The organism is [Enterobacter] lignolyticus SCF1 (assembly GCF_000164865.1).
Taxonomy (GTDB): Bacteria; Pseudomonadota; Gammaproteobacteria; order Enterobacterales; family Enterobacteriaceae; genus Enterobacter_B; species Enterobacter_B lignolyticus.
The window spans coordinates 3,270,158-3,292,189 of the sequence record NC_014618.1; the positions used below are offsets into that span (position 1 = coordinate 3,270,158).

At 56.7% G+C, this 22,032-nt stretch carries 22 protein-coding genes and 5 tRNA genes; 8 read left to right on the top strand and 19 right to left on the bottom strand.

The annotated features are described in order from the left end of the window. Nucleotides 1–19: 19 nt before the first annotated feature. Entirely contained in the window at nucleotides 20–169 is a 150-nt protein-coding gene (locus tag ENTCL_RS23120) for an AcrZ family multidrug efflux pump-associated protein (protein WP_013367044.1), read from the bottom strand. Between the two features lie 128 nt (nucleotides 170–297). On the opposite strand from ENTCL_RS23120, the gene modE reads away from it, so the two are divergent. The 7 genes from modE to gpmA all read left to right on the top strand — a co-directional run bounded on the left by modE (nucleotide 298) and on the right by gpmA (nucleotide 8,046). Continuing rightward, nucleotides 298–1,086: a molybdenum-dependent transcriptional regulator gene (gene modE / locus ENTCL_RS15240; protein ID WP_013367045.1), complete on the top strand. Its 789-nt coding sequence runs from the start codon at nucleotides 298–300 to the stop codon at nucleotides 1,084–1,086. 67 nt (nucleotides 1,087–1,153) lie between these two features. After that, the gene (gene modF, locus ENTCL_RS15245) at nucleotides 1,154–2,623 is read left to right on the top strand and encodes a molybdate ABC transporter ATP-binding protein ModF (RefSeq protein ID WP_013367046.1); all 1,470 of its coding nucleotides are present in this window, start codon (nucleotides 1,154–1,156) and stop codon (nucleotides 2,621–2,623) included. A 205-nt stretch (nucleotides 2,624–2,828) separates the two neighbouring features. Further along, complete coding sequence (gene galE, locus ENTCL_RS15250; protein WP_013367047.1) at nucleotides 2,829–3,845, top strand: UDP-glucose 4-epimerase GalE; 1,017 nt, start codon at nucleotides 2,829–2,831, stop codon at nucleotides 3,843–3,845. A gap of 9 nt (nucleotides 3,846–3,854) precedes the next feature. After that, nucleotides 3,855–4,901 (top strand): galactose-1-phosphate uridylyltransferase, encoded by a 1,047-nt coding sequence (gene galT / locus ENTCL_RS15255; RefSeq protein ID WP_013367048.1) that lies wholly within the window; start codon nucleotides 3,855–3,857, stop codon nucleotides 4,899–4,901. A gap of 2 nt (nucleotides 4,902–4,903) precedes the next feature. Further along, nucleotides 4,904–6,052 carry a galactokinase gene (gene galK, locus ENTCL_RS15260; protein ID WP_013367049.1) on the top strand — a complete coding sequence of 383 codons (1,149 nt, stop codon included), beginning with the start codon at nucleotides 4,904–4,906 and terminating at the stop codon, nucleotides 6,050–6,052. Beyond that, nucleotides 6,046–7,086, top strand: coding sequence for a galactose-1-epimerase (gene galM / locus ENTCL_RS15265; RefSeq protein WP_013367050.1), 1,041 nt, complete (start codon nucleotides 6,046–6,048; stop codon nucleotides 7,084–7,086). The genes galK and galM overlap by 7 nt, the downstream gene beginning before the upstream one ends. A 207-nt stretch (nucleotides 7,087–7,293) precedes the next feature. Continuing rightward, nucleotides 7,294–8,046, top strand: coding sequence for a 2,3-diphosphoglycerate-dependent phosphoglycerate mutase (gpmA, locus tag ENTCL_RS15270; RefSeq protein WP_013367051.1), 753 nt, complete (start codon nucleotides 7,294–7,296; stop codon nucleotides 8,044–8,046). Between the two features lie 64 nt (nucleotides 8,047–8,110). On the opposite strand, the gene aroG is transcribed toward gpmA, so the two are convergent. Further along, nucleotides 8,111–9,163, bottom strand: a complete 1,053-nt coding sequence (gene aroG, locus ENTCL_RS15275; RefSeq protein WP_013367052.1) for a 3-deoxy-7-phosphoheptulonate synthase AroG — start codon at nucleotides 9,161–9,163, stop codon at nucleotides 8,111–8,113. A 174-nt stretch (nucleotides 9,164–9,337) separates the two neighbouring features. Here aroG and zitB point away from each other — a divergent pair, with 174 nt between their 5' ends. Further along, complete coding sequence (zitB, locus tag ENTCL_RS15280; RefSeq protein WP_013367053.1) at nucleotides 9,338–10,288, top strand: CDF family zinc transporter ZitB; 951 nt, start codon at nucleotides 9,338–9,340, stop codon at nucleotides 10,286–10,288. 40 nt (nucleotides 10,289–10,328) lie between these two features. Here zitB and nadA read toward each other — a convergent pair whose 3' ends face one another. The 17 genes from nadA to cydA form a co-directional block, all read right to left on the bottom strand. Continuing rightward, a complete protein-coding gene (nadA, locus tag ENTCL_RS15285; RefSeq protein WP_013367054.1) occupies nucleotides 10,329–11,372 on the bottom strand; it encodes a quinolinate synthase NadA in 1,044 nt (347 codons plus the stop codon). Nucleotides 11,373–11,637: 265 nt separating this feature from the next. Further along, nucleotides 11,638–11,713, bottom strand: a tRNA-Lys gene (locus tag ENTCL_RS15290). Between the two features lie 30 nt (nucleotides 11,714–11,743). After that, a tRNA-Lys gene (locus ENTCL_RS15295) sits at nucleotides 11,744–11,819 on the bottom strand. Nucleotides 11,820–11,963: 144 nt separating this feature from the next. After that, a tRNA-Lys gene (locus ENTCL_RS15300) sits at nucleotides 11,964–12,039 on the bottom strand. A gap of 3 nt (nucleotides 12,040–12,042) precedes the next feature. Further along, nucleotides 12,043–12,118 (bottom strand) — tRNA-Val (locus tag ENTCL_RS15305). Nucleotides 12,119–12,255: 137 nt separating this feature from the next. Beyond that, nucleotides 12,256–12,331 (bottom strand) — tRNA-Lys (locus tag ENTCL_RS15310). Nucleotides 12,332–12,495: 164 nt separating this feature from the next. Next, nucleotides 12,496–13,287: a cell division protein CpoB gene (gene cpoB / locus ENTCL_RS15315; protein ID WP_013367055.1), complete on the bottom strand. Its 792-nt coding sequence runs from the start codon at nucleotides 13,285–13,287 to the stop codon at nucleotides 12,496–12,498. A 9-nt stretch (nucleotides 13,288–13,296) separates the two neighbouring features. Further along, a complete protein-coding gene (gene pal / locus ENTCL_RS15320; RefSeq protein WP_013367056.1) occupies nucleotides 13,297–13,818 on the bottom strand; it encodes a peptidoglycan-associated lipoprotein Pal in 522 nt (173 codons plus the stop codon). A 34-nt stretch (nucleotides 13,819–13,852) separates the two neighbouring features. Further along, nucleotides 13,853–15,145 (bottom strand): Tol-Pal system beta propeller repeat protein TolB, encoded by a 1,293-nt coding sequence (gene tolB, locus ENTCL_RS15325; RefSeq protein WP_013367057.1) that lies wholly within the window; start codon nucleotides 15,143–15,145, stop codon nucleotides 13,853–13,855. 126 nt (nucleotides 15,146–15,271) lie between these two features. Continuing rightward, nucleotides 15,272–16,534 carry a cell envelope integrity protein TolA gene (tolA, locus tag ENTCL_RS15330; RefSeq protein WP_013367058.1) on the bottom strand — a complete coding sequence of 421 codons (1,263 nt, stop codon included), beginning with the start codon at nucleotides 16,532–16,534 and terminating at the stop codon, nucleotides 15,272–15,274. Nucleotides 16,535–16,570: 36 nt separating this feature from the next. Then, entirely contained in the window at nucleotides 16,571–16,999 is a 429-nt protein-coding gene (gene tolR / locus ENTCL_RS15335) for a colicin uptake protein TolR (protein WP_013367059.1), read from the bottom strand. A gap of 3 nt (nucleotides 17,000–17,002) precedes the next feature. Further along, entirely contained in the window at nucleotides 17,003–17,695 is a 693-nt protein-coding gene (gene tolQ, locus ENTCL_RS15340) for a Tol-Pal system protein TolQ (protein ID WP_013367060.1), read from the bottom strand. Further along, nucleotides 17,692–18,096 carry a tol-pal system-associated acyl-CoA thioesterase gene (gene ybgC / locus ENTCL_RS15345; protein ID WP_013367061.1) on the bottom strand — a complete coding sequence of 135 codons (405 nt, stop codon included), beginning with the start codon at nucleotides 18,094–18,096 and terminating at the stop codon, nucleotides 17,692–17,694. The genes tolQ and ybgC overlap by 4 nt, the downstream gene beginning before the upstream one ends. A 149-nt stretch (nucleotides 18,097–18,245) precedes the next feature. After that, on the bottom strand, nucleotides 18,246–18,539 hold the full coding sequence (ybgE, locus tag ENTCL_RS15350) for a cyd operon protein YbgE (protein WP_013367062.1): 294 nt from the start codon (nucleotides 18,537–18,539) through the stop codon (nucleotides 18,246–18,248). Continuing rightward, on the bottom strand, nucleotides 18,539–18,652 hold the full coding sequence (cydX, locus tag ENTCL_RS23130) for a cytochrome bd-I oxidase subunit CydX (protein WP_013367063.1): 114 nt from the start codon (nucleotides 18,650–18,652) through the stop codon (nucleotides 18,539–18,541). The genes ybgE and cydX overlap by 1 nt, the downstream gene beginning before the upstream one ends. A gap of 14 nt (nucleotides 18,653–18,666) precedes the next feature. Further along, nucleotides 18,667–19,806 (bottom strand): cytochrome d ubiquinol oxidase subunit II, encoded by a 1,140-nt coding sequence (gene cydB, locus ENTCL_RS15355; protein WP_013367064.1) that lies wholly within the window; start codon nucleotides 19,804–19,806, stop codon nucleotides 18,667–18,669. Nucleotides 19,807–19,821: 15 nt separating this feature from the next. After that, nucleotides 19,822–21,390 (bottom strand): cytochrome ubiquinol oxidase subunit I, encoded by a 1,569-nt coding sequence (cydA, locus tag ENTCL_RS15360; RefSeq protein WP_013367065.1) that lies wholly within the window; start codon nucleotides 21,388–21,390, stop codon nucleotides 19,822–19,824. Between the last annotated feature and the right edge of the window lie 642 nt (nucleotides 21,391–22,032).

Genomic DNA, 22,032 nt, shown 5'->3' on the forward strand with positions numbered 1-22,032 from the left:
TCCGCTCAGTGCTAAAGCATCAGTGATTTTTTTGCGGGCCGTCTTTATGACCGATACCGGAAAGGACGTTAAACACTTCGCCGAGACCGTAAATCAACCCCAGGATCACCGCCATCACCACGGGAACCATGATTACGGCAAAGACCAGACTTTTCAACAACTCTAACATGGTTAGCTCCAGACATTGTGATTCCTTCATTGTAACCCGATAATCAGGAAAAACACGCCCCTTTTGTGCGATGGGTTATGCCATAATCCCCTCTTACACAGGTTTATCCCGATAAGCAGGACATTGATATGCAGGCCGAAATTCTTCTTACCCTCAAGCTTCAGCAGCGGCTGTTCGCCGACCCGCGCCGTATCGCCCTCCTGAAGCACATTGCGCTGACCGGGTCCATCAGCCAGGGGGCCAGGGACGCCGGAATCAGCTACAAAAGCGCCTGGGATGCCATTAATGAGATGAATACGCTGAGCGAACAACCGCTGGTAGATCGCGCCACCGGCGGCAAAGGCGGCGGCGGCGCGGTGCTTACCCGCTACGGCGAACGTCTGGTTCAGCTTTACGATCTGCTGGCGCAAATTCAGCAGAAGGCCTTTGACGTATTAAGCGACGATGACGCCCTGCCGCTGAACAGTCTGCTGGCGGCGATTTCCCGCTTTTCGCTGCAAACCAGCGCCCGCAACCAGTGGTTTGGCACCATTACCCGCCGCGACCATCAGCAGGTGCAGGAACACGTTGACGTGACGCTCGCCGACGGCGAAACGCGGCTGAAGGTCGCCGTTACGGCGCAAAGCGGCGAACGCCTGGGGCTGGAGGAAGGTAAAGAGGTGCTGGTGCTGCTGAAAGCGCCGTGGGTCGGGATCACCGGCGACCCGGCCGTCGCCGCCGGCGCGGATAACCAGCTTAGCGGTACGATAAGCCATATTGAACGCGGCGACGCACAGTGCGAAGTGCTAATGACCCTGCCTGACGGTCAGCCGCTGTGCGCCACCGTTCCGGCGGATCAGGCCCGCACTCTCAGCGAAGGTCAGCAGGCCATCGCGTGGTTCAACGCCGATCGCGTCATCCTCGCCACCCTCTGCTGAGGGCCTTGACTTTCACCGGCGGAACACGTATCCCTGTTTTAAATCGCTGCATAAAACGGGATACACAATGTCATCATTGCAAATTTCGCAAGGCACGTTTCGTCTTAGCGATACAAAAACGCTCTCTATCGAAGATTTGACCCTGCGCGCTGGCGAAAGCTGGGCTTTTGTCGGCAGCAACGGCAGCGGCAAATCGGCCCTCGCGCGGGCGCTGTCCGGCGAGCTTCCCCTGCTGGCAGGCGCCCGTCGCGGCGACTTTTCGCGCATCACCCGCCTCTCCTTCGAGCAGCTGCAAAGGCTCGTCAGCGAAGAGTGGCAGCGTAATAACACCGATCTGCTGAGCCCCGGCGAAGAGGATACCGGACGGACGACGGCGGAAATCATTCAGGACGAGGTTAAAAACCCGGCACGCTGCGCGGCGCTCGCCGAACGTTTCGGCATCAGCAAGCTCCTCGATCGCCGCTTTAAGTATCTCTCGACGGGGGAAACCCGTAAAACCCTGCTCTGCCAGGCGTTAATGAACGAACCGGATCTGCTGATCCTCGATGAGCCCTTCGACGGTCTGGACGTCGCGTCGCGTCAGACGCTGGCTGAGCTGCTGGCGACGCTGCACCACGACGGCTATACCCTGGCGCTGGTGCTGAACCGCTTTGATGAAATTCCGGATTTTGTGCAGTACGCGGGCGCGCTGGCTGACTGTACGCTGCTGGAAACCGGTGAGAAAAACGCGCTGCTGGAGCACGCGCTCATCGCCCAGCTGGCGCACAGCGAAAAGCTCTGCGGCATAACGCTTCCGGAACCCGACGCCCCTCCCGCGCGTCTGACCCTGGCCGATTCGCTGCCGCGGATCGTGCTGCGCGACGGCGTGGTCTCCTACAACGACCGGCCCATCATCAACCACCTCTCCTGGACGGTGAATCCCGGCGAACACTGGCAAATCGTCGGCCCGAACGGCGCTGGAAAATCCACGCTGCTGAGCCTGGTCACCGGCGATCATCCCCAGGGCTACAGCAACGATTTGACCCTCTTCGGCCGCCGCCGCGGCAGCGGGGAAACCATCTGGGATATCAAAAAACACATCGGCTACGTCAGCAGCAGCCTGCATCTCGACTACCGCGTCAGCACCAACGTGCGTAACGTGATCCTCTCCGGCTTTTTTGACTCCATCGGCATCTATCAGGCGGTGTCGGATAAGCAGCGCAAGCTGGCGCAGGGCTGGCTGGATATCCTCGGGATGGACAGCCGTACCGCCGACGCCCCGTTCCATAGCCTGTCATGGGGCCAGCAGCGGCTGGCGCTGATCGTCCGCGCGCTGGTGAAGCACCCGACGCTGCTTATCCTTGACGAGCCATTACAGGGGCTTGATCCGCTCAACCGCCAGCTGGTGCGCCGCTTTATCGACGTGCTGATAAGCGAAGGAAATACCCAGTTGCTGTTTGTTTCCCACCATGCGGAGGATGCGCCGGCCTGCATTACCCATCGTCTGGCCTTTATTCCCGAAGGCGACGGCTACGCATACGCCGTCGGTCCACGCTGAATGTCCTCGCGGGAGGATCGCCTCCCGCTTTTTCAGATTAAGGCAGGATTTATTCACTTTCACATTGATTTATAATAAAAAATCTTTGTGGCGTTGTTCTAAAACACGCAAGTGTAAACGATTCCACTAACGCAGCGCATGTCACACTTTTCACATCTCTGTTATGCTATGGTTATCACATACCATAAGCCTAATGGAGCGAAAAATGAGAGTACTGGTTACAGGTGGTAGCGGTTACATAGGTAGTCATACCTGCGTGCAATTGCTGCAACAGGGTCATGACGTCGTCATCCTGGATAATCTGTGTAACAGTAAGCGCAGCGTTTTACCGGTTATTGAACGCCTGGGCGGCAAGCACGCCACCTTCGTTGAGGGCGATATCCGCAACGAAGCGCTGATGGCCGAACTTCTCCACGATCACGCGATTGACGCGGTGATCCACTTCGCCGGACTGAAGGCCGTTGGCGAATCGGTCGCCAAACCGCTTGAGTATTATGACAACAACGTCAACGGCACGCTGCGCCTCATTGCCGCCATGCGCGCCGCCAACGTGAAAAACTTCATTTTCAGCTCCTCCGCAACGGTCTATGGCGATCAGCCGAAGATCCCGTATGTCGAAAGCTTCCCGACCGGCACGCCGCAAAGCCCCTACGGCAAAAGCAAACTGATGGTGGAACAGATCCTCACCGACCTGCAAAAAGCGCAGCCGGACTGGAGCATCGCGCTGCTGCGCTACTTCAATCCGGTCGGCGCACATCCGTCGGGCGACATGGGCGAAGACCCTCAGGGCATTCCCAACAACCTGATGCCGTACATTGCGCAGGTAGCGGTTGGTCGCCGCGACTCGCTGGCGATTTTTGGCAACGACTACCCGACCGAAGACGGCACCGGCGTGCGGGATTACATCCACGTCATGGACCTTGCCGATGGCCACGTCGCCGCGATGGAAAAACTGGCCGACAAGCCGGGCGTGCATATCTACAACCTCGGCGCCGGCATCGGCAGCAGCGTACTGGATGTGGTTAACGCCTTCAGCAAAGCCTCCGGCAAACCGATCAATTACCATTTTGCGCCTCGTCGCGACGGCGATCTCCCGGCCTACTGGGCCGATGCGAGCAAAGCTGACCGCGAGCTGAACTGGCGCGTGACACGTAACCTTGATGAGATGGCGCAGGACACCTGGCACTGGCAGTCGCGCCACCCGCAGGGGTATCCTGACTAAGGAACAGTAATGACGCAATTTAACCCCGTCGACCATCCGCATCGTCGCTATAACCCGCTGACAGACCAGTGGATTCTGGTCTCTCCGCACCGCGCAAAGCGCCCCTGGCAGGGGGCGCAAGAAACGCCGGCTAAGCAGACGCTGCCCGCCCATGACCCGGACTGTTTTCTCTGTCCGGGCAACACCCGCGTGACCGGCGATAAAAACCCGCCCTACACCGGGACCTACGTTTTCACCAACGATTTTGCCGCGCTGATGACCGATACCCCTGCCGCGCCGGAAAGCGACGACCCGCTGATGCGCTGCCAGAGCGCGCGCGGCACCAGCCGGGTTATCTGCTTCTCGCCGGATCACAGCAAAACGCTGCCGGAGCTGACGCTCGACGCGCTCGCCGGGGTGATCGCCACCTGGCAACAGCAGACCGCCGAGCTCGGCGAACGCTATCCGTGGGTGCAGGTTTTTGAAAACAAAGGGGCGGCGATGGGGTGCTCGAACCCGCATCCGCACGGCCAGGTATGGGCGAACAGCTTCCTGCCGAATGAAGTCGAACGTGAGGATCGCCTGCAAAAAGCGTACTTCAGCAGACAGCGCTCCCCCATGCTGGTGGACTACGTCCAGCGCGAACTGGCTGACGGCAGCCGCACCGTGGTGGAAACAGAGCACTGGCTGGCGGTAGTGCCCTATTGGGCAGCCTGGCCGTTTGAAACGCTGCTGCTGCCAAAGGCGCACGTGCTGCGTATTACCGATCTGACCGACGCCCAGCGCCGTGACCTGGCACTGGCGCTGAAAAAGCTGACCAGCCGTTACGACAACCTGTTTCAGTGCTCTTTCCCCTACTCGATGGGCTGGCACGGCGCGCCGTTTAACGATGAAGACAATCAGCACTGGCAGCTCCACGCGCATTTCTATCCGCCTCTGCTGCGCTCCGCTACCGTGCGTAAGTTCATGGTGGGCTATGAAATGCTGGCGGAAACCCAGCGTGACCTGACGGCAGAACAAGCCGCTGAGCGCCTGCGCGCGGTCAGCGACGTTCATTTTCGCGAATCTGGAGTTTAATAATGAGTCTGAAAGAAAAAACACAATCTCTGTTTGCTGAAAAATTCGGCTACCCTGCCAACCACGTGATTCAGGCGCCTGGCCGCGTCAACCTGATCGGCGAGCATACCGACTACAACGACGGTTTTGTCCTGCCCTGCGCCATCGACTACCAGACGGTGATCGCCTGCGCGCCGCGTCAGGATCGTACTGTCCGGGTTATCGCCGCCGACTACGACAACCAGACGGACGAGTTTTCGCTGGACGCCCCTATCGTGACCCACGACAGCCAGCAGTGGTCAAACTACGTGCGCGGGGTGGTTAAACACCTGCAAAAGCGCAACCGCAGCTTCAACGGCGTGGATATGGTCATCAGCGGCGATGTGCCGCAGGGCGCAGGGCTCAGCTCATCAGCCTCGCTGGAAGTGGCGGTCGGCACCGTCTTCCAGCAGCTGTATCATCTGCCGCTTGACGGCGCGCAGATTGCGCTCAACGGCCAGGAAGCGGAAAACCAGTTTGTCGGCTGCAACTGCGGCATTATGGATCAGCTGATTTCCGCGCTGGGGAAAAAAGACCACGCGCTGCTGATCGACTGCCGGACGCTGGGCACCAGGGCCGTTTCGATGCCGAAGGGCGCAGCGGTCATCATTATCAACAGCAACTTCAAACGTACCCTGGTCGGCAGCGAATACAACACCCGCCGCCAGCAGTGCGAAACCGGCGCCCGCTTCTTCCAGCAGCCTGCGCTGCGCGACGTGACCCTGAACGAATTTAATAAGGTTGCCCACGAGCTCGACCCGGTGGTGGCAAAACGCGTTCGCCACGTGCTGACCGAGAACGCCCGTACGGTTGAAGCCGCCTCGGCGCTGGAAAAAGGCGACCTGAAGCGGATGGGCGAGCTGATGGCGGAATCTCACGTCTCGATGCGCGATGATTTTGAAATCACCGTGCCGCAGATAGACACCCTGGTGGAGATTGTCAAAGCGACCATCGGCGACAAAGGCGGCGTGCGCATGACCGGCGGCGGCTTCGGCGGCTGCATCGTGGCTCTGGTGCCGGAAGCGCTGGTTCCCGTCGTAAAAGAAGCCGTTGCCGCGCAGTATGAAGCGAAAACCGGCATCAAAGAGACCTTCTACGTGTGCAAACCGTCACAGGGAGCGGGCCAGTGCTGACTGATAACTCCACGCTGGCCCCTGACGGCCAGCCCTGGCGACTGCTCACCCTGCGCAACGGCGCCGGAATGGTCGTCACGCTGATGGACTGGGGCGCGACCCTGCTGTCCGCGCAGGTGCCGCTTAACGACGGCAGTCTTCGCGAGGCGCTGCTTGGCTGCGCCGGTCCTGAACAGTATCCGCAGCAGGCGGCGTTTCTCGGCGCGTCGGTCGGCCGCTATGCCAACCGTATCGCCGACAGCCGCTACACGCTTTCGGGCGAGGTCGTCACGCTGTCGCCTAGCCAGGGCGTCAACCAGCTGCACGGCGGGCCGGAGGGGTTTGACAAACGCCGCTGGCAAATCGTCAGCCACAGCGACAACAGCGTGCTGTTCGCGCTGGAGTCTTCCGACGGCGACCAGGGTTTTCCCGGCAATCTGCGCGCTACGGCCCGCTATCAGCTGACCGACGATAACCGCATCAGCATCGAATACCGCGCGACCGTCGATAAGCCCTGCCCGGTGAACATGACCAACCACGTCTATTTCAACCTGGACGGCGAGCAGACCGACGTACGTAATCACCGCCTGCAGATTTTTGCGCAGCAGTATCTGCCGGTCGATGAAACGGGGATCCCGCGCGCGGGCCTGAAGAATGTCGCGGGCACCAGCTTTGATTTTCGCGATGCCAAAGCCATCGCCCGGGAGTTCCTCAGCGACGCCGATCAGCGTAAAACCAAAGGCTACGATCACGCGTTTCTGCTCAGCGCCGCAGGCGATGTGCAGCAGCCCGCCGCGATCGTCTGCTCGGCGGACGGCAGGCTGCAGCTTAAGGTGATGACCTCCGCCCCCGCGCTGCAGTTCTACTCCGGCAACTATCTGGGCGGCACGCCTTCCCGCAGCGGCGGCACCTATGCCGACTGGCAGGGGCTGGCGCTGGAAAGCGAGTTTCTCCCCGACAGCCCGAATCACCCCGAATGGCCCCAGCCTGACTGCATTTTGCGGCCTGGCGCGGAGTACGTCAGCCTCACCGAATACCAGTTTATCGCACTGTGATCCCCGGCCCTCCTTGATGGAGGGCTTTTTTTGTCCATGTTGCTGAAATTAACGCCAGACTCAGACAAAAAAATAACTGCCGATTCACAAGCACCTTACACTGCGTCTCTATTTTCGCTATGGTTATGGTTAAGCGTTGCCGCTGGCCCCGTCACGGCAATATAATGAGAATTGTTATCATTCAATAAAGCTTATGAGGAGTAAAACATGGCTGTAACTAAGCTGGTTCTGGTGCGCCACGGCGAAAGCCAGTGGAACAACGAAAACCGTTTCACCGGTTGGTACGACGTTGATCTGTCAGAGAAAGGCGTTAGCGAAGCGAAAGCGGCGGGCAAACTGCTGAAAGACGAAGGCTTCAGCTTCGATTTTGCTTATACCTCTGTGCTGAAACGTGCCATCCACACGCTGTGGAACGTACTGGATGAACTGGACCAGGCCTGGCTACCGGTGGAGAAATCCTGGAAACTGAACGAGCGCCACTACGGCGCGCTGCAGGGTCTGAACAAAGCAGAAACCGCAGAAAAATATGGCGATGAGCAGGTGAAACAGTGGCGTCGCGGCTTCGCGATAACCCCGCCGGAGCTGACGAAAGACGACGAACGCTACCCGGGACACGACCCGCGCTATGCGAAACTGACCGACGCAGAGCTGCCAACCACCGAAAGCCTGGCGCTGACCATCGATCGCGTTGTGCCGTACTGGAACGAAACCATTCTGCCGCGCCTGAAAAGCGGCGAGCGCGTGATCATCGCCGCGCACGGCAACTCCCTGCGCGCGCTGGTGAAATACCTGGACAACATGGGTGAAGACGAGATCCTCGAACTGAATATTCCGACCGGCGTGCCGCTGGTTTATGAGTTCGACGAGAACTTCAAACCGCTTAAACGCTATTACCTGGGCAACGCCGACGAAATCGCCGCAAAAGCCGCCGCCGTCGCGAACCAGGGTAAAGCGAAGTAATTTTCGCCCGGCATAAAAAAAGCGTGGAGCAATCCACGCTTTTTTATTGGGTGAAACGGGATGTTCAGCCGCGACGCGCTTTAACCGCATTCGCCAGCTGATGCAGCACTGCGTCGGTATCTTCCCAGCCGATGCAGGCATCGGTGATGCTCTTGCCGTATACCAGAGGCTCGCCGCTTTCAGGGTTCTGGTTGCCTTCCACCAGATGGCTTTCGATCATCACGCCGATAATGGCTTTCTCGCCGCCGACAATCTGCCCGCACACGTCTTTCGCCACATCCATCTGCTTTTTGAACTGCTTGCTCGAGTTGGCATGGCTGAAGTCGATCATCACCTGCGCCGGCAGACCGGCTTTTTCCAGCCCCTCTTTTACCGCCGCTACGTGGTACGCGCTGTAGTTCGGCTCCTGGCCGCCGCGCAGGATGATATGGCAGTCGCCGTTGCCGCTGGTATTCACGATAGCGGAGTGGCCCCACTTGGTGACGGACAGGAAGCAGTGCGGCGCACCGGCGGCGTTAATGGCGTCGATAGCCACTTTAATCGTGCCGTCGGTACCGTTTTTAAAGCCGACCGGGCAGGAAAGGCCGGAGGCCAGCTCGCGATGCACCTGAGATTCCGTGGTACGCGCGCCGATGGCGCCCCAGCTCATCAGGTCCGCCATATACTGCGGGGTGATCATATCCAGAAACTCGCCCGCCGCCGGCAGGCCGCTGTCGTTAATTTCCAGCAGCAGCTTACGCGCGATGCGCAGGCCGTCGTTGATGCGGAAGCTGTTGTCCATGTGCGGATCGTTAATCAGCCCTTTCCAGCCGACGGTAGTGCGCGGTTTTTCAAAATAGACGCGCATGACGATTTCCAGCTCGCCCTTCAGCGACTCTCGCAGCGTAAGCAGGCGTTTGGCATACTCTTTCGCCGCCGCGGGGTCATGAATGGAGCATGGGCCAATCACGACCAGCAGACGATCGTCCTGCCCGTTAAGGATCTTGTGGATCGCTTTGCGGGCATGAGAAACCGTGTTTGCGGCATTCTCGGTGGCGGGGAATTTCTCAAGGAGCGCTACGGGCGGTAATAACTCGTTGATCTCTTTAATGCGTAAATCGTCATTCTGATAATTCATCGGTCTTTCCAGTCCTGCCATACTTATATGATTGAGTGCAATCCTTTCAATCTATCTCGACAATCGGGAAGTGTAAACGGACTTTTACACTCCGACCGTCATTTTTCTGCGGCGGGCGAAAAGATCTGTAATGATATAATGCAATTACCTCAAAACGTGATGCAGGACGATTTTATGGCGCATTCTCACTCTCATTCCTCACCGCAGCCCCAGCGGCCACATGATAGCAACGCCCGTCGCCTGCGGCTGGCCTTCGTGATTACCGCCGGGTTTATGGTCATTGAGGTGATTGGGGGACTGGTATCCGGTTCACTGGCGCTGCTGGCCGACGCGGGGCATATGCTGACGGATGCGGCAGCGCTGCTGTTCGCCCTGCTGGCGGTGCAGTTTTCGCGCCGTCCGCCGAACGCCCGGCACACCTTCGGCTGGTTGCGCTTAACAACCCTCGCCGCCTTTGTTAACGCCATCGCGCTGGTGGTGATTACCATCCTGATCGTCTGGGAGGCTTTCCAGCGTTTCCGTCATCCGCAGCCTGTTGCCGGTATGACGATGATGGTGGTTGCCGTTGCTGGCCTGCTCGCCAATATTGCGGCGTTCTGGATCCTGCACCGCGGCAGTGAGGAGAAAAACCTCAACGTCCGCGCCGCCGCGCTGCATGTGCTGGGCGATCTGCTCGGTTCGGTGGGCGCTATCGCCGCGGCGCTGGTGATACTGTTGACCAACTGGACGCCGATCGACCCGATTCTGTCGGTTCTGGTCTCCTGTCTGGTGCTGCGCAGCGCCTGGCGTTTGCTTAAGGAGAGCCTGAATGAGCTGCTGGAAGGCGCGCCGGGTTCGCTCGATATCCCGGCGCTAAAACGCGGACTGCGCCGCGAGATCCCGGAGGTGCGCGACGTGCATCACGTCCACGTGTGGCTGGTCGGCGAGAAGCCGATTATGACGCTGCACGTACAGGTGATCCCCCCGCACGATCATGACGGCCTGCTGGCGCGAATTCAGCATTTCCTGGAACATCACTACCAGATTGCGCACGCCACCATCCAGATGGAGTATCAGCCCTGCAGCGTGCCGGAGTGCCACATCAACGAGACGGCCGCCGAACACGCCCATCACCATCACCACTAAGGAACAAGCGCGTGAGAGCCCTGCGGCTCCCGCGCGCGGTTTAGCCACGCAGGGTGGCGGCAAACTCCAGCATCCGGTTTAGCGGCAGCAGCGCGCCCTCACGCAGCGCGGCGTCGACGTGAATCTCATGCGCGCTACCGCCCGACTCCAGCGCCTGAGCGATGGCCTGCAGGCCGTTCATCGCCATCCACGGGCAGTGGGCGCAGCTGCGGCAGGTCGCCCCTTCCCCGGCGGTTGGCGCCTCAAGCAGCTCTTTTTCCGGCACTGCCTGCTGCATCTTGTAGAAAATCCCGCGATCGGTCGCCACGATAAGCTGCGGATGCGGCAGCGACTTCGCTGCGGCGATAAGCTGGCTTGTAGAACCCACGGCGTCCGCCATATCGACAATCGCCTGCGGCGACTCCGGGTGTACCAGAACGGCGGCCTGCGGATAGAGCGCCTTCATACGCGCCAGCGCCTGGGTCTTAAATTCATCGTGGACGATGCAGGCGCCCTGCCAGCACAGCACGTCTGCACCGGTCTGTTTCTGCACGTAGCGCCCGAGGTGCTTGTCCGGCGCCCAGATAATTTTTTCGCCGAGGCTGTCGAGATGTTCAATCAGTTCAACGGCGATGCTGGAGGTAACGACCCAGTCCGCGCGCGCTTTTACCGCCGCCGATGTATTGGCGTAGACCACCACGGTCCGGTCAGGATGGGCGTCGCAGAACGTATTGAACTCGTCAATCGGGCAGCCTAAGTCGAGCGAGCACTCCGCTTCCAGCGTCGGCATCAGGATGTTTTTTTCCGGGCTGAGGATTTTTGCCGTTTCGCCCATAAAACGCACGCCGGCCACCAGCAGCGTAGAGGCCGGGTGTTTTGCGCCAAATCTCGCCATCTCCAGAGAATCGGAAATACAGCCGCCGGTCTCTTCCGCCAGCTGCTGGATTTCAGGATCGGTGTAGTAATGCGCCACCATCACCGCATCTCGCTCTTTGAGGAGACGCTTTATCTTCTCGCGGTAGAACTGCTTTTCATCCGGACTTAGCGGGACAGGCTTTGGCGGGAAGGGATAGATTGCTGCTTCTGGATCAAACATCACGCTCATTATGGCTTCTCGTTTCGCTGGCTTAACAATATTGCCCTTCTTTTGCATGACATAGCAAAACGTATGGCAATTGTGTTTTGTATACTAAACAAGATAGCGGATGTGAGGTTAAAAGTCACCGGAAATGAAAAAGCAAAAAGGCGCCTTTAGGGCGCCTTTTTACATTGGTGGGTCGTGCAGGATGATTCGGCTTCGCCTCGCCCTTCGGGCCGTTGCTAACGCAACGATATCCTTCACGTTTAACACCTGATTTCGATGTTAAAATTGGTGGGTCGTGCAGGATTCGAACCTGCGACCAATTGATTAAAAGTCAACTGCTCTACCAACTGAGCTAACGACCCCTTGCGGGATTTACTGCTTTTCATTCAGGCTGGTGGGTCGTGCAGGATTCGAACCTGCGACCAATTGATTAAAAGTCAACTGCTCTACCAACTGAGCTAACGACCCATTTGGGTGTCGCCTGAAAGATTTACTCGTAACCAATATAAAATTGGTAGGTCGTGCAGGATGACTCGGCTTCGCCTCGCCCTACGGGCCGTTGCTAACGCAACGTTATCCTTCACGTTTAACATCTGAGTCTGACGTTAAAATTGGTGGGTCGTGCAGGATTCGAACCTGCGACCAATTGATTAAAAGTCAACTGCTCTACCAACTGAGCTAACGACCCGAGTGGTGGGTGATGACGGGATCGAACCGCCGACCCCCTCCTTGTAAGGGAGGTGCTCTCCCAGCTGAGCTAATCACCCGATACTACGCTGGATACTACTTACTAACTGAAGTTAGTGGTGGGTCGTGCAGGATGACTCGGCTTCGCCTCGCCCTACGGGCCGTTGCTATCGCAACGTTATCCTTCACGTTTTACTATCGCGTCCACCAGAACGATTGGTGGGTCGTGCAGGATTCGAACCTGCGACCAATTGATTAAAAGTCAACTGCTCTACCAACTGAGCTAACGACCCACTTTTGCGTCGCTTCCGGTTTGTGTGATATCCCGTGGCAACGGCGGCATATATTACTGATTTCAGATTTCAGCGCAACAACTATTTCGATAACGGTGATTTAACTGCTTATGATTCAGGCGGCAAGACCAGAAATAACGCAATTTCTGGTCATGCTTCAGGCATCAGAGACCACTAAGGCGTTTTTGCGCCTGTTTAGCGCCTTCGGTGCCGGGATACTTGCTAACCACCTGCTGGTAGACAGCTTTGGCTTTCGCGGTATCGCCTTTGTCCTGCATGATCACGCCGACCTTATACATCGCATCGGCGGCCTTCGGCGATTTCGGGTAATTTTTCACCACAGAGGCGAAATAAAACGCCGCATCATCCTTTTTCCCCTTATTGTAGTTCAGCTGTCCCAGCCAGTAGTTGGCGTTTGGCTGATACGTAGAATCCGGGTACTTCTTGATGAAACTCTGAAATGCCGCGATCGCATCATCCTGGCGGGACGCATCCTTCACCAGCGCGATTGCCGCATTGTAATCCGTGTTCGCATCGCCGCTTTGCGCCGGCGCGCCGGTGGAAGCCGCTGCGCCTGCGTCAGGAGCCGACGTCGCGGCCGCAGCGCCGCTCTGAGCGCCTGCGGCTGGCTGCGCAGCGTTACCGCCGCTGCTCATACCATCGAGCTGCGATTGAATCTGCTTTTGACGCTCAACGGCCTGGTTAAGCTGATACTGGCTTTCCTGAATCTGACCACGCAGGGCGTCAATATCGGCCTGGTTGTCCTGGATTTGCTGCTGGAGTTGGGTCAAAAGCTGGCTGTGAGCGTTAGAAATACGCTCAAGTTGGGTGACGCGGTCTTCGACCGAGCCTGAGCCGACACTACTGATTGGCGCCTGCGCAAAAGCGGCCCAGGGGGCCGCTATGCCAACCAGTAACGACAGACTCAACAGATGATGTCTGAAGTTACTGCTCATGCAATTCTCTTAGTAAACCAGTACGGCACGACGGTTTTTGGAGTAAGCCGCTTCGTCGTGACCCAGTACTGCAGGTTTTTCTTTACCGTAAGAAACGATGGAGATCTGGTCAGCAGAAACGCCTTTACCCTGCAGGTACATTTTAACGGCGTTAGCACGACGCTCGCCCAGGGCGATGTTGTACTCAGGAGTACCACGTTCGTCAGCGTGACCTTCTACGGTGACTTTGTAGGACGGGTTGCTACGCAGGAAGTTAGCGTGCGCATCCAGCATCGCAGCGAAGTCAGAACGGATATCGTACTTGTCCAGATCGAAGTAAACGATGTTGTTCTGCTGCAGCTGCTGCATCTGCAGACGAGCCTGCTCTTCGGAAGACATGTTGCCGTTACCGTTAGCATCCATACCAGTGCCGGCACCCATCATGCCTTCGCCGCTCTGGTCGTTGCTGGCGTTCTTGTTAGAAGAACATGCCGCGATTGCCATAACTGGCAGAGCGATCATCAGTCCTTTCAGCACTTTGTTCAGTTGCATTTCTTTGATTCCTATAATATTCAATTAATTATTATTACAGATACGGCGACCAGGCAGGGAATTTCACCTGTCCATCAGTTGCCGGAAGACGCGCTTTGAAACGCCCATCTGTAGAAACCAGATTCAGCACGGATCCCATCCCCTGAGAAGAGCTGTAGATAACCATAGTGCCGTTTGGTGCCAGACTTGGCGTTTCATCCAGAAACGTTGACGACAGAACCTGTACGCCACCCGCTGCCAGATCTTGCTTAGCAATGTGCTGCTGGCCGTTGGCCGAGCTCACCATCACTAAAAACTTACCGTCGGCGCTGACATCCGCATCCTGGTTCTGAGAACCTTCCCAGGTAATACGCTGCGGCGCGCCGCCGTTCACATTCACTTTATACACCTGCGGACGACCGGCCTGGTCAGAAGTAAAGGCCAGGTTCTGGCTGTCCGGGAACCAGTTTGGCTCCGTGTTGTTGCTGCGACCATTGGTCACCTGCGTGATCTGACCGGAGGCCAGGTTCATCACGTACAGATTCAGGCTACCCGTTTTGGACAGCGCAAAGGCAAGCTTAGAGCCATCCGGCGAGAACGCCGGCGCGCCGTTGTGCTGCGGGAAGGAAGCAACCTGACGTACCGCGCCGTTAGCCAGCGTCTGGATAACCAGCGCGGAGCGGCCGCTTTCAAAGGTCACGTAAGCCAGCTTAGCGCCGTCCGGAGACCATGCCGGAGACATCAGCGGCTGGGAGGAACGGTGAACCACGAACTGGTTGTAGCCGTCGTAGTCAGACACGCGCAGCTCATACGGGAACTGGCCGCCGTTAGTCTGAACAACGTACGCGATACGGGTGCGGAACGCGCCTTTAATACCGGTCAGCTTCTCAAAGACTTCATCACTCGCCGTGTGGCCCGCGTAGCGCAGCCACTGCTTGTTCACTTTGTAGGAGTTCTGCGCCAGCACGGTGCCCGGCGCGCCACCGGTATCTACCAGCTGGTAGGCAACGGTATAGGAGCCATCCGGGTTCGGCGTTACCTGACCAACGACCACGGCATCAATGCCGAGCGCGGACCAGGCTGCAGGCTGAACTTCCTGAGCGGTGCCCGGCTGCTGCGGCAGACGAGAACGATCCAGCGGGTTGAATTTACCGCTGTTGCGCAGGTCAGCCGCCACAATGCCGCCGATATCTTCAGGCGCAGCGCCAGGGCCCGCCCACTGGAAAGGCACAACGCCAATCGGACGCGCCGAGTCCACCCCTTGGGTAATCTCGATACGTACTTCTGCGTGCAGCACCGCCGCCCACAGCATCAGAAAACCAAATGCTACTCGTAATGCCTGCTTCATCATATCTCCCTTATCCAGGCGGAAAGCCCACGATAATTTAGCAGAATGTTAACAAACTCAAATACACAAAACTACCAAAACCCTGTGACATATCCTAGCTCACTGCCAGGCATCTGCTGCGAGCAATCACAGTTTAAAACCTAGTGTGGCATTCTTAATTTTTTCATAAACAGCCTGACTCGGCGGTTTAGGAATGGTAGCGGTTTTAGCCGCTGTTAGCGCAGCCTGACAAAGGGCAGGGTCTCCTCCTGCAGACGTAATACTCTTCAAAGTACCATCTGGTGCAAGACTAATGTGTAAATCACATTGCTGGCCGGCATAAAGGCTCGAATCATAGAGACGACTCTGGATCGCACTACGAATCTGAGCTGCGTACGCACTTATATCAGCGCCTGTAGCTCCGCCGTTAGCACCACTAGTACCACTATCCTTCGCTGGCTGTCCTTTGCCTTTCGCTCCACCGCCCGTTTTCGGCGCATTCTTACCGGAGCTAAGATCGCCCAGCAGATCGTCAACGCCGGAAGCCTCTTTCGCCTCCGCCGCTTTCTTCGCAGCAGCTGCCTTAGCGGCCTTCTCCGCCGCCGCTTTTTCTGCAGCCGCGGCCTTCTTCTCAGCAGCGGCTTTCGCTGCTTTTTCCGCTTTATCAGCAGCCGCTTTTTCCGCCGCAGCCTGTTCAGCTGCAGCTTTCTCGGCAGCGGCCTTTTCGGCGGCAGCGGCTTTCTTCGCAGCATCGGCGGCAGCTTTCTTCTCTGCTTCCTGCTGCGCTTTCTTCGCGGCTTCCGCCTCGGCTTTCTTCTGAGCGTCCGCAGCAGCCTTCGCCGCGTCAGCTTCGGCTTTCTTCTGCGCCGCCGCTGCCGCTTTTACCGCTTCCGCTTCTGCTTTTTTCTGCGCATCCGCAGCGGCTTTCTTCGCCGCCTCGGCGGCGAGCTTCGCGTCAGCTTCAGCCTTGGCTTTTGCGTCCGCCGCCGCTTTTGCTGCCGCTTGTTCAGCCTGTTTCTGCTGTTCCTGCGCCTGCTTCTGCTGCTCCTGCGCCTGCTTAGCCGCTTCCTGCGCCTGCAGTTTTTCCTGCTCCAGCTGCTTCAGACGCTCCTGCTCGGCGGCCTGCTTCTCACGCATTTCCTCCGCCTGCTGTTGCGCCTGCTTTTCACGCTGTTCCTGCGCGCGCTTCGCGCTGGCCGCCTGCTGCTGCTGGCGGTTGTAGTTCTGCACTACCGCGCCTGGGTCGACCATCACCGCATCAATGGACGAACCACCTCCGCCGCCTGCCGACGCATCTATATGCTCATCGAACGAACTCCAAATCAGCAGTGCAATCAAGATGATATGCAGAACGACTGAAATGATGATCGCGCGTTTTAGCTTGTCGTTTTGTTCGGTTGCCTTTGACACTCTCGGTTCCCAAAAACTGTTAGCCTGTTAGCCGGGTCAGATTGGCTGGGTCATTAAACCAACCGATTTAACACCTGCGCTGTGCAACAGGTTCAGCGCTTTAATAATTTCATCGTAAGGCACATCTTTAGCGCCGCCGATTAAGAAGACCGTTTTCGGATTCGCCTGCAGACGACGCTGCGCTTCAGCAACCACCTGTTCTGGCGGCAGCTGCGGCATCTTATCCTGACCAACGTTGACGCTGTACTGCCCTACGCCAGAAACTTCTACGATCACCGGCGGATCGTCGTTGGTGCTCACGGCTTGCGATTCGGTTGCATCAGGAAGATTGACTTCCACGCTCTGCGTAATGATCGGTGCCGTCGCCATAAAAATCAGCAGCAGCACCAGCAACACATCCAGCAGCGGAACGATGTTGATTTCGGACTTCAGTTCGCGACGTCCGCGTCCACGTGCTCTGGCCATGGCTTACCCCTTGTTGCTGTCGCTGCTGGTAAACGCCTGACGGTGCAGAATCGCGGTGAACTCTTCCATAAAGTTGTCGTAATTCAGTTCCAGTTTATTCACGCGCTGGTTCAGACGGTTGTACGCCATTACCGCCGGAATCGCGGCGAACAGACCGATAGCGGTCGCGATCAGCGCTTCTGCGATACCCGGCGCCACCATTTGCAGCGTCGCCTGTTTCACCGCGCCCAGCGCGATAAAGGCGTGCATAATCCCCCAGACGGTGCCGAACAGACCGATATACGGGCTGATAGAGCCAACCGTGCCAAGGAACGGAATATGGGTTTCAAGCGTTTCCAGTTCGCGGTTCATCGAAATGCGCATCGCACGGGACGCCCCCTCGACAATCGCTTCCGGCGCATGGCTGTTCGCACGATGCAGACGAGCAAACTCTTTGAAACCACTATAGAAAATTTGCTCAGAGCCGTTCAGGCTCTCGCGACGACCCTGGCTTTCCTGATACAGGCGCGACAGCTCAATACCGGACCAGAACTTATCTTCAAAGGCTTCTGCTTCACGCGCCGCCGCATTGAGGATGCGCGTTCTCTGGATAATGATAGCCCAGGAAGCGATTGAAAAACCAATCAAAATCAACATGATAAGTTTAACCAGAAGGCTTGCCTTCAGGAACAAATCAAGGATATTCATGTCAGTCACTGCTTAAACTCCGCGACAATAGACTTGGGAAGCGCACGAGGCTTCATTAAGAGTGGATCAACACAGACAATCAGCACTTCAGCTTCATTCAGTACCGTGTTTTCCGCGTTGACGATCCGCTGCGTGAAGACCAGAGAGGTGCCACGCATCGCTGTAATTTCCGTTTGGACTTCGAGCATGTCGTCGAGTCTGGCGGGTGCAAAATACTCCAGCGTCATTTTGCGTACCACGAAGGCAACCCGCTCAGCCAGCAGAACTTGCTGGCTAAAGTGATGGTGGCGCAGCATCTCAGTGCGTGCTCTTTCATAGAAAGCGACGTAGCTGGCGTGGTAAACCACACCACCGGCATCGGTGTCTTCGTAATAGACACGAACCGGCCATCGAAACAGCGTTGTATTCACTTTACATCCCGGTAATGCAAAAAAAGTTAGAGCTTTTAAACTTCGTTACTATACGCGCGGGAAAGGTGGTTTGGAATGGGGGAAGGTAAACGGAGCGTAAATTTTTATGGGCTCATACAAGCCCATAACGGTTAACGGATGTTTCTTATTCAGGCGTAGAAGAAAATCAGCCCGGCCAGCAAAATCAGGTCGGCCAGCAGCGGGCAGAAAATCCCCTGCCAGTGGATCGCCTGAGGACGAAAGCCCACGCCGTGGATAACCCCCGCGCAAACCGCCCACATGATAAGGAAGCCGTGCCAGATTTCCAGCGCGCTGGTTTTGGCCGCAAAACGTGATGGGTCCCAGAAAATGCAGCCTGCCAGCACTAAGGCCATCAGTAAGGAAAGGGCCCTTAACGGGCCCTTATCCATTACCGCATACAACGTTGCGATAATCTTATTCATCAGTGCTCTTCTTGTCCGGCTTTGGACGCTTCAATATGTTCCAGCGCCAGCGCGGTGATGACCCCAAAGGCACAGGCAAGAAGCGTTCCCAAAATCCATGCGAAATACCACATATATTGCTCCTTACTTAGTACATAGAGTGGGTATTGCTTTCAATGTGTTCTTTGGTGATGCGACCGAACATTTTCCAGTAACACCAGATGGTGTACAGCAGAACAATCGGTACGAACACGCAGGCCACATAGGTCATCAGGTTCAGCGTCATCTGGCTGGATGTGGCATCCCACATCGTCAGGCTGGCGTTCATCATGGTGCTGGACGGCATCACGAACGGGAACATCGCGATACCCGCGGTCAGGATGATGCAAGCGAGCGTCAGTGAGGAGAACAGGAACGCCAACGCGCCTTTTTCCAGACGAGAGGTCAGCATGGTCAACAGCGGCAGCACGACACCCAGCGCAGGGATTGCCCACAGGATCGGCGCATTGTTGAAGTTCACCATCCAGGCGCCTGCCTGACGCGTCACTTCTTTGGTCAGCGGGTTAGACGGCGCGGCATGGTTGATAGCCGACGTAATCACGTAGCCATCAATACCGTACACCACCCAAACGCCCGCCAGCGCGAAGCACACCAGCGTCACCAGCGCGGCAACCTGAGAGGTCACACGGGAGCGCAGGTGCAGCTCGCCCACGGTGCGCATCTGCAGATAGGTTGCGCCCTGGGTGATGATCATCGCCACGCTCACCACGCCCGCCAGCAGGCCAAACGGATTCAGCAGCTGGAAGAAGTTGCCGGTGTAGTACAGGCGCATATATTCATCGATGTGGAACGGCACGCCCTGCAGCAGGTTGCCGAACGCCACGCCGATCACCAGCGGCGGCACGAAGCTACCGATGAAGATGCCCCAGTCCCACATGTTACGCCAGCGGGTATCCTCAATCTTCGAACGGTAGTCGAAACCGACCGGACGGAAGAACAAGGACGCCAGCACCAGAATCATCGCCACGTAGAAGCCGGAGAAGGCCGCCGCGTAGACCATCGGCCAGGCCGCGAACAGCGCGCCGCCTGCGGTGATGAGCCACACCTGGTTGCCGTCCCAGTGTGGGGCGATGGAGTTAATCATAATTCGACGCTCGGTATCATTACGACCGAGGAAACGGGTGAGCATGCCCACCCCCATGTCGAAGCCGTCGGTGACCGCAAAACCGATCAGCAGAATGCCAACCAGCAGCCACCAGATAAAACGCAATACTTCATAATCGATCATTTGACGACTCCTGTCTTAGCGTGCCGGCTGAGTAGTCGTGGTGGACTGCTCATAGTGGTAACGACCGGTTTTCAGGCTGCTTGGGCCACGGCGTGCGAACTTAAACATCAGGAACAGTTCAGCAACCAGGAACAGCGTGTACAGGCCGCAGATCAGCACCATCGAGAAGATCAGATCGCCTGCCGTCAACGACGAGTTGGCGACGGCGGTTGGCAGCACTTCACCAATCGCCCACGGCTGACGGCCGTACTCAGCCACAAACCAGCCGGATTCGATAGCAATCCACGGCAGCGGAATCGCATACAGCGCAGTGCGCAGCAGCCATTTCCTCTCGCCGATACGGTTACGGATCACCGACCAGAAGGAGGCGGCAATGATCAGCAGCATCAGGATGCCGCAGCCAACCATGATACGGAAAGCGAAGTACAGCGGCGCAACGCGCGGAATAGAATCCTTGGTCGCCTGCTGGATTTGCGCTTCGGTCGCGTCAGAGACGTTCGGGGTATAGCGTTTCAGCAGCAGACCGTAGCCCAGGTCTTTCTTCACATTGTTGAACTGGTCGCGGACCGCCTGATCGGTTGAACCGGCGCGCAGCTGCTCCAACAGCGCGTAGGCCTTCATCCCGTTGCGGATACGCTCTTCGTGCTGCGCCATCAGGTCCTTCAGACCAATCACCGGCGTGTCCACGGAGCGCGTGGCGATAATACCCAACGCGTAAGGGATCTGGATAGCAAAGTGGTTTTCCTGCGCATCCTGATCGGGAATGCCGAACAGCGTAAATGCGGCCGGGGCAGGCTGCGTTTCCCACTCGGCTTCAATCGCGGCGAGTTTGGTTTTCTGTACGTCGCCCATTTCGTAGCCGGATTCGTCACCCAGTACGATAACAGAGAGAATCGCCGCCATACCGAAGCTTGCCGCGATAGCAAAGGAGCGTTTCGCAAAAGCGAAATCGCGGCCACGCAGCATGTAGTAGGAGCTGATGCCAAGAATGAACATCGCGCCGCAAACGTAACCGGACGCTACGGTGTGAACGAATTTCACCTGTGCAACCGGGTTCAACACCAGCTCGGAGAAGCTCACCATCTCCATACGCATGGTTTCGAAGTTGAAGTCCGAGGCAACCGGGTTCTGCATCCAGCCGTTGGCGACAAGGATCCACAGCGCAGAAAGGTTAGAGCCTAATGCAACGAGCCAGGTTACCGCCATATGCTGGACTTTGCCCAGACGGTCCCAACCGAAGAAGAACAGACCTACAAAGGTGGATTCGAGGAAGAAGGCCATCAGACCTTCAATGGCCAGCGGCGCACCGAAAATATCGCCCACATAGTGAGAATAGTAAGACCAGTTAGTCCCGAACTGGAACTCCATGGTCAGACCGGTTGCCACACCCAGAGCGAAGTTGATACCAAACAACTTGCCCCAGAACTTGGTCATATCTTTATAAATCTGTTTGCCGGAAAGGACGTAGACCGTTTCCATGATGGCCAGCAGGAACGCCATACCGAGCGTCAGCGGCACAAACAGGAAGTGGTACATCGCGGTCAAGGCAAACTGTAAGCGCGACAGTTCGACTATATCTAACATCATGACTCCTTGCTCATCGCATGAAGACTCCGAGAGTGAACCCCGTTAGAAAGGGCTCACACACATGCCCCAATACAAATTTATTTGCTTCCCGCTTCGTTGCTGCACCGCGATAACCGGAAACAGCAATGGGTAAAGGTTACAAATACGTTAATAAAAAACCCAAATTGATCCCTTAAATATATTACGCCGTAAAACCCTTACAATAAACAGGTTTTTATTGAACCAGATTTACGTTTTTCGACGGTGATCAATATATAGCTAAGATGCTACTTTTAGGCCAGTTTGATCGCGAACAATTTAGCCTCTTTTGGCTCTTTTTTCCAAGTATTAGATATTGATTTAAATCAATTTTACTTAACTCTGTTAATTGTGTATGTGGTTGATGATTTATAGTGAATGCAATGTTAATAACATGTTCTTCGCATGGCCGTGATGGTTATCAAATAAGATAAAATTAAACAAACTGGGAATTAGGCGGGCGCGGGATTCGCCAAAGAAAAAACCTTCCCGGCGATCTTAGATAATGTTAGTCGCTTCACAGTATTTTGCCATTCGCTGATGCGCCCTTTATTTTTATTACATTTCGTTTACTTTATTGCATTTAAAAATCAACATTCACCCCCAGCAGCGGCTGAAAAC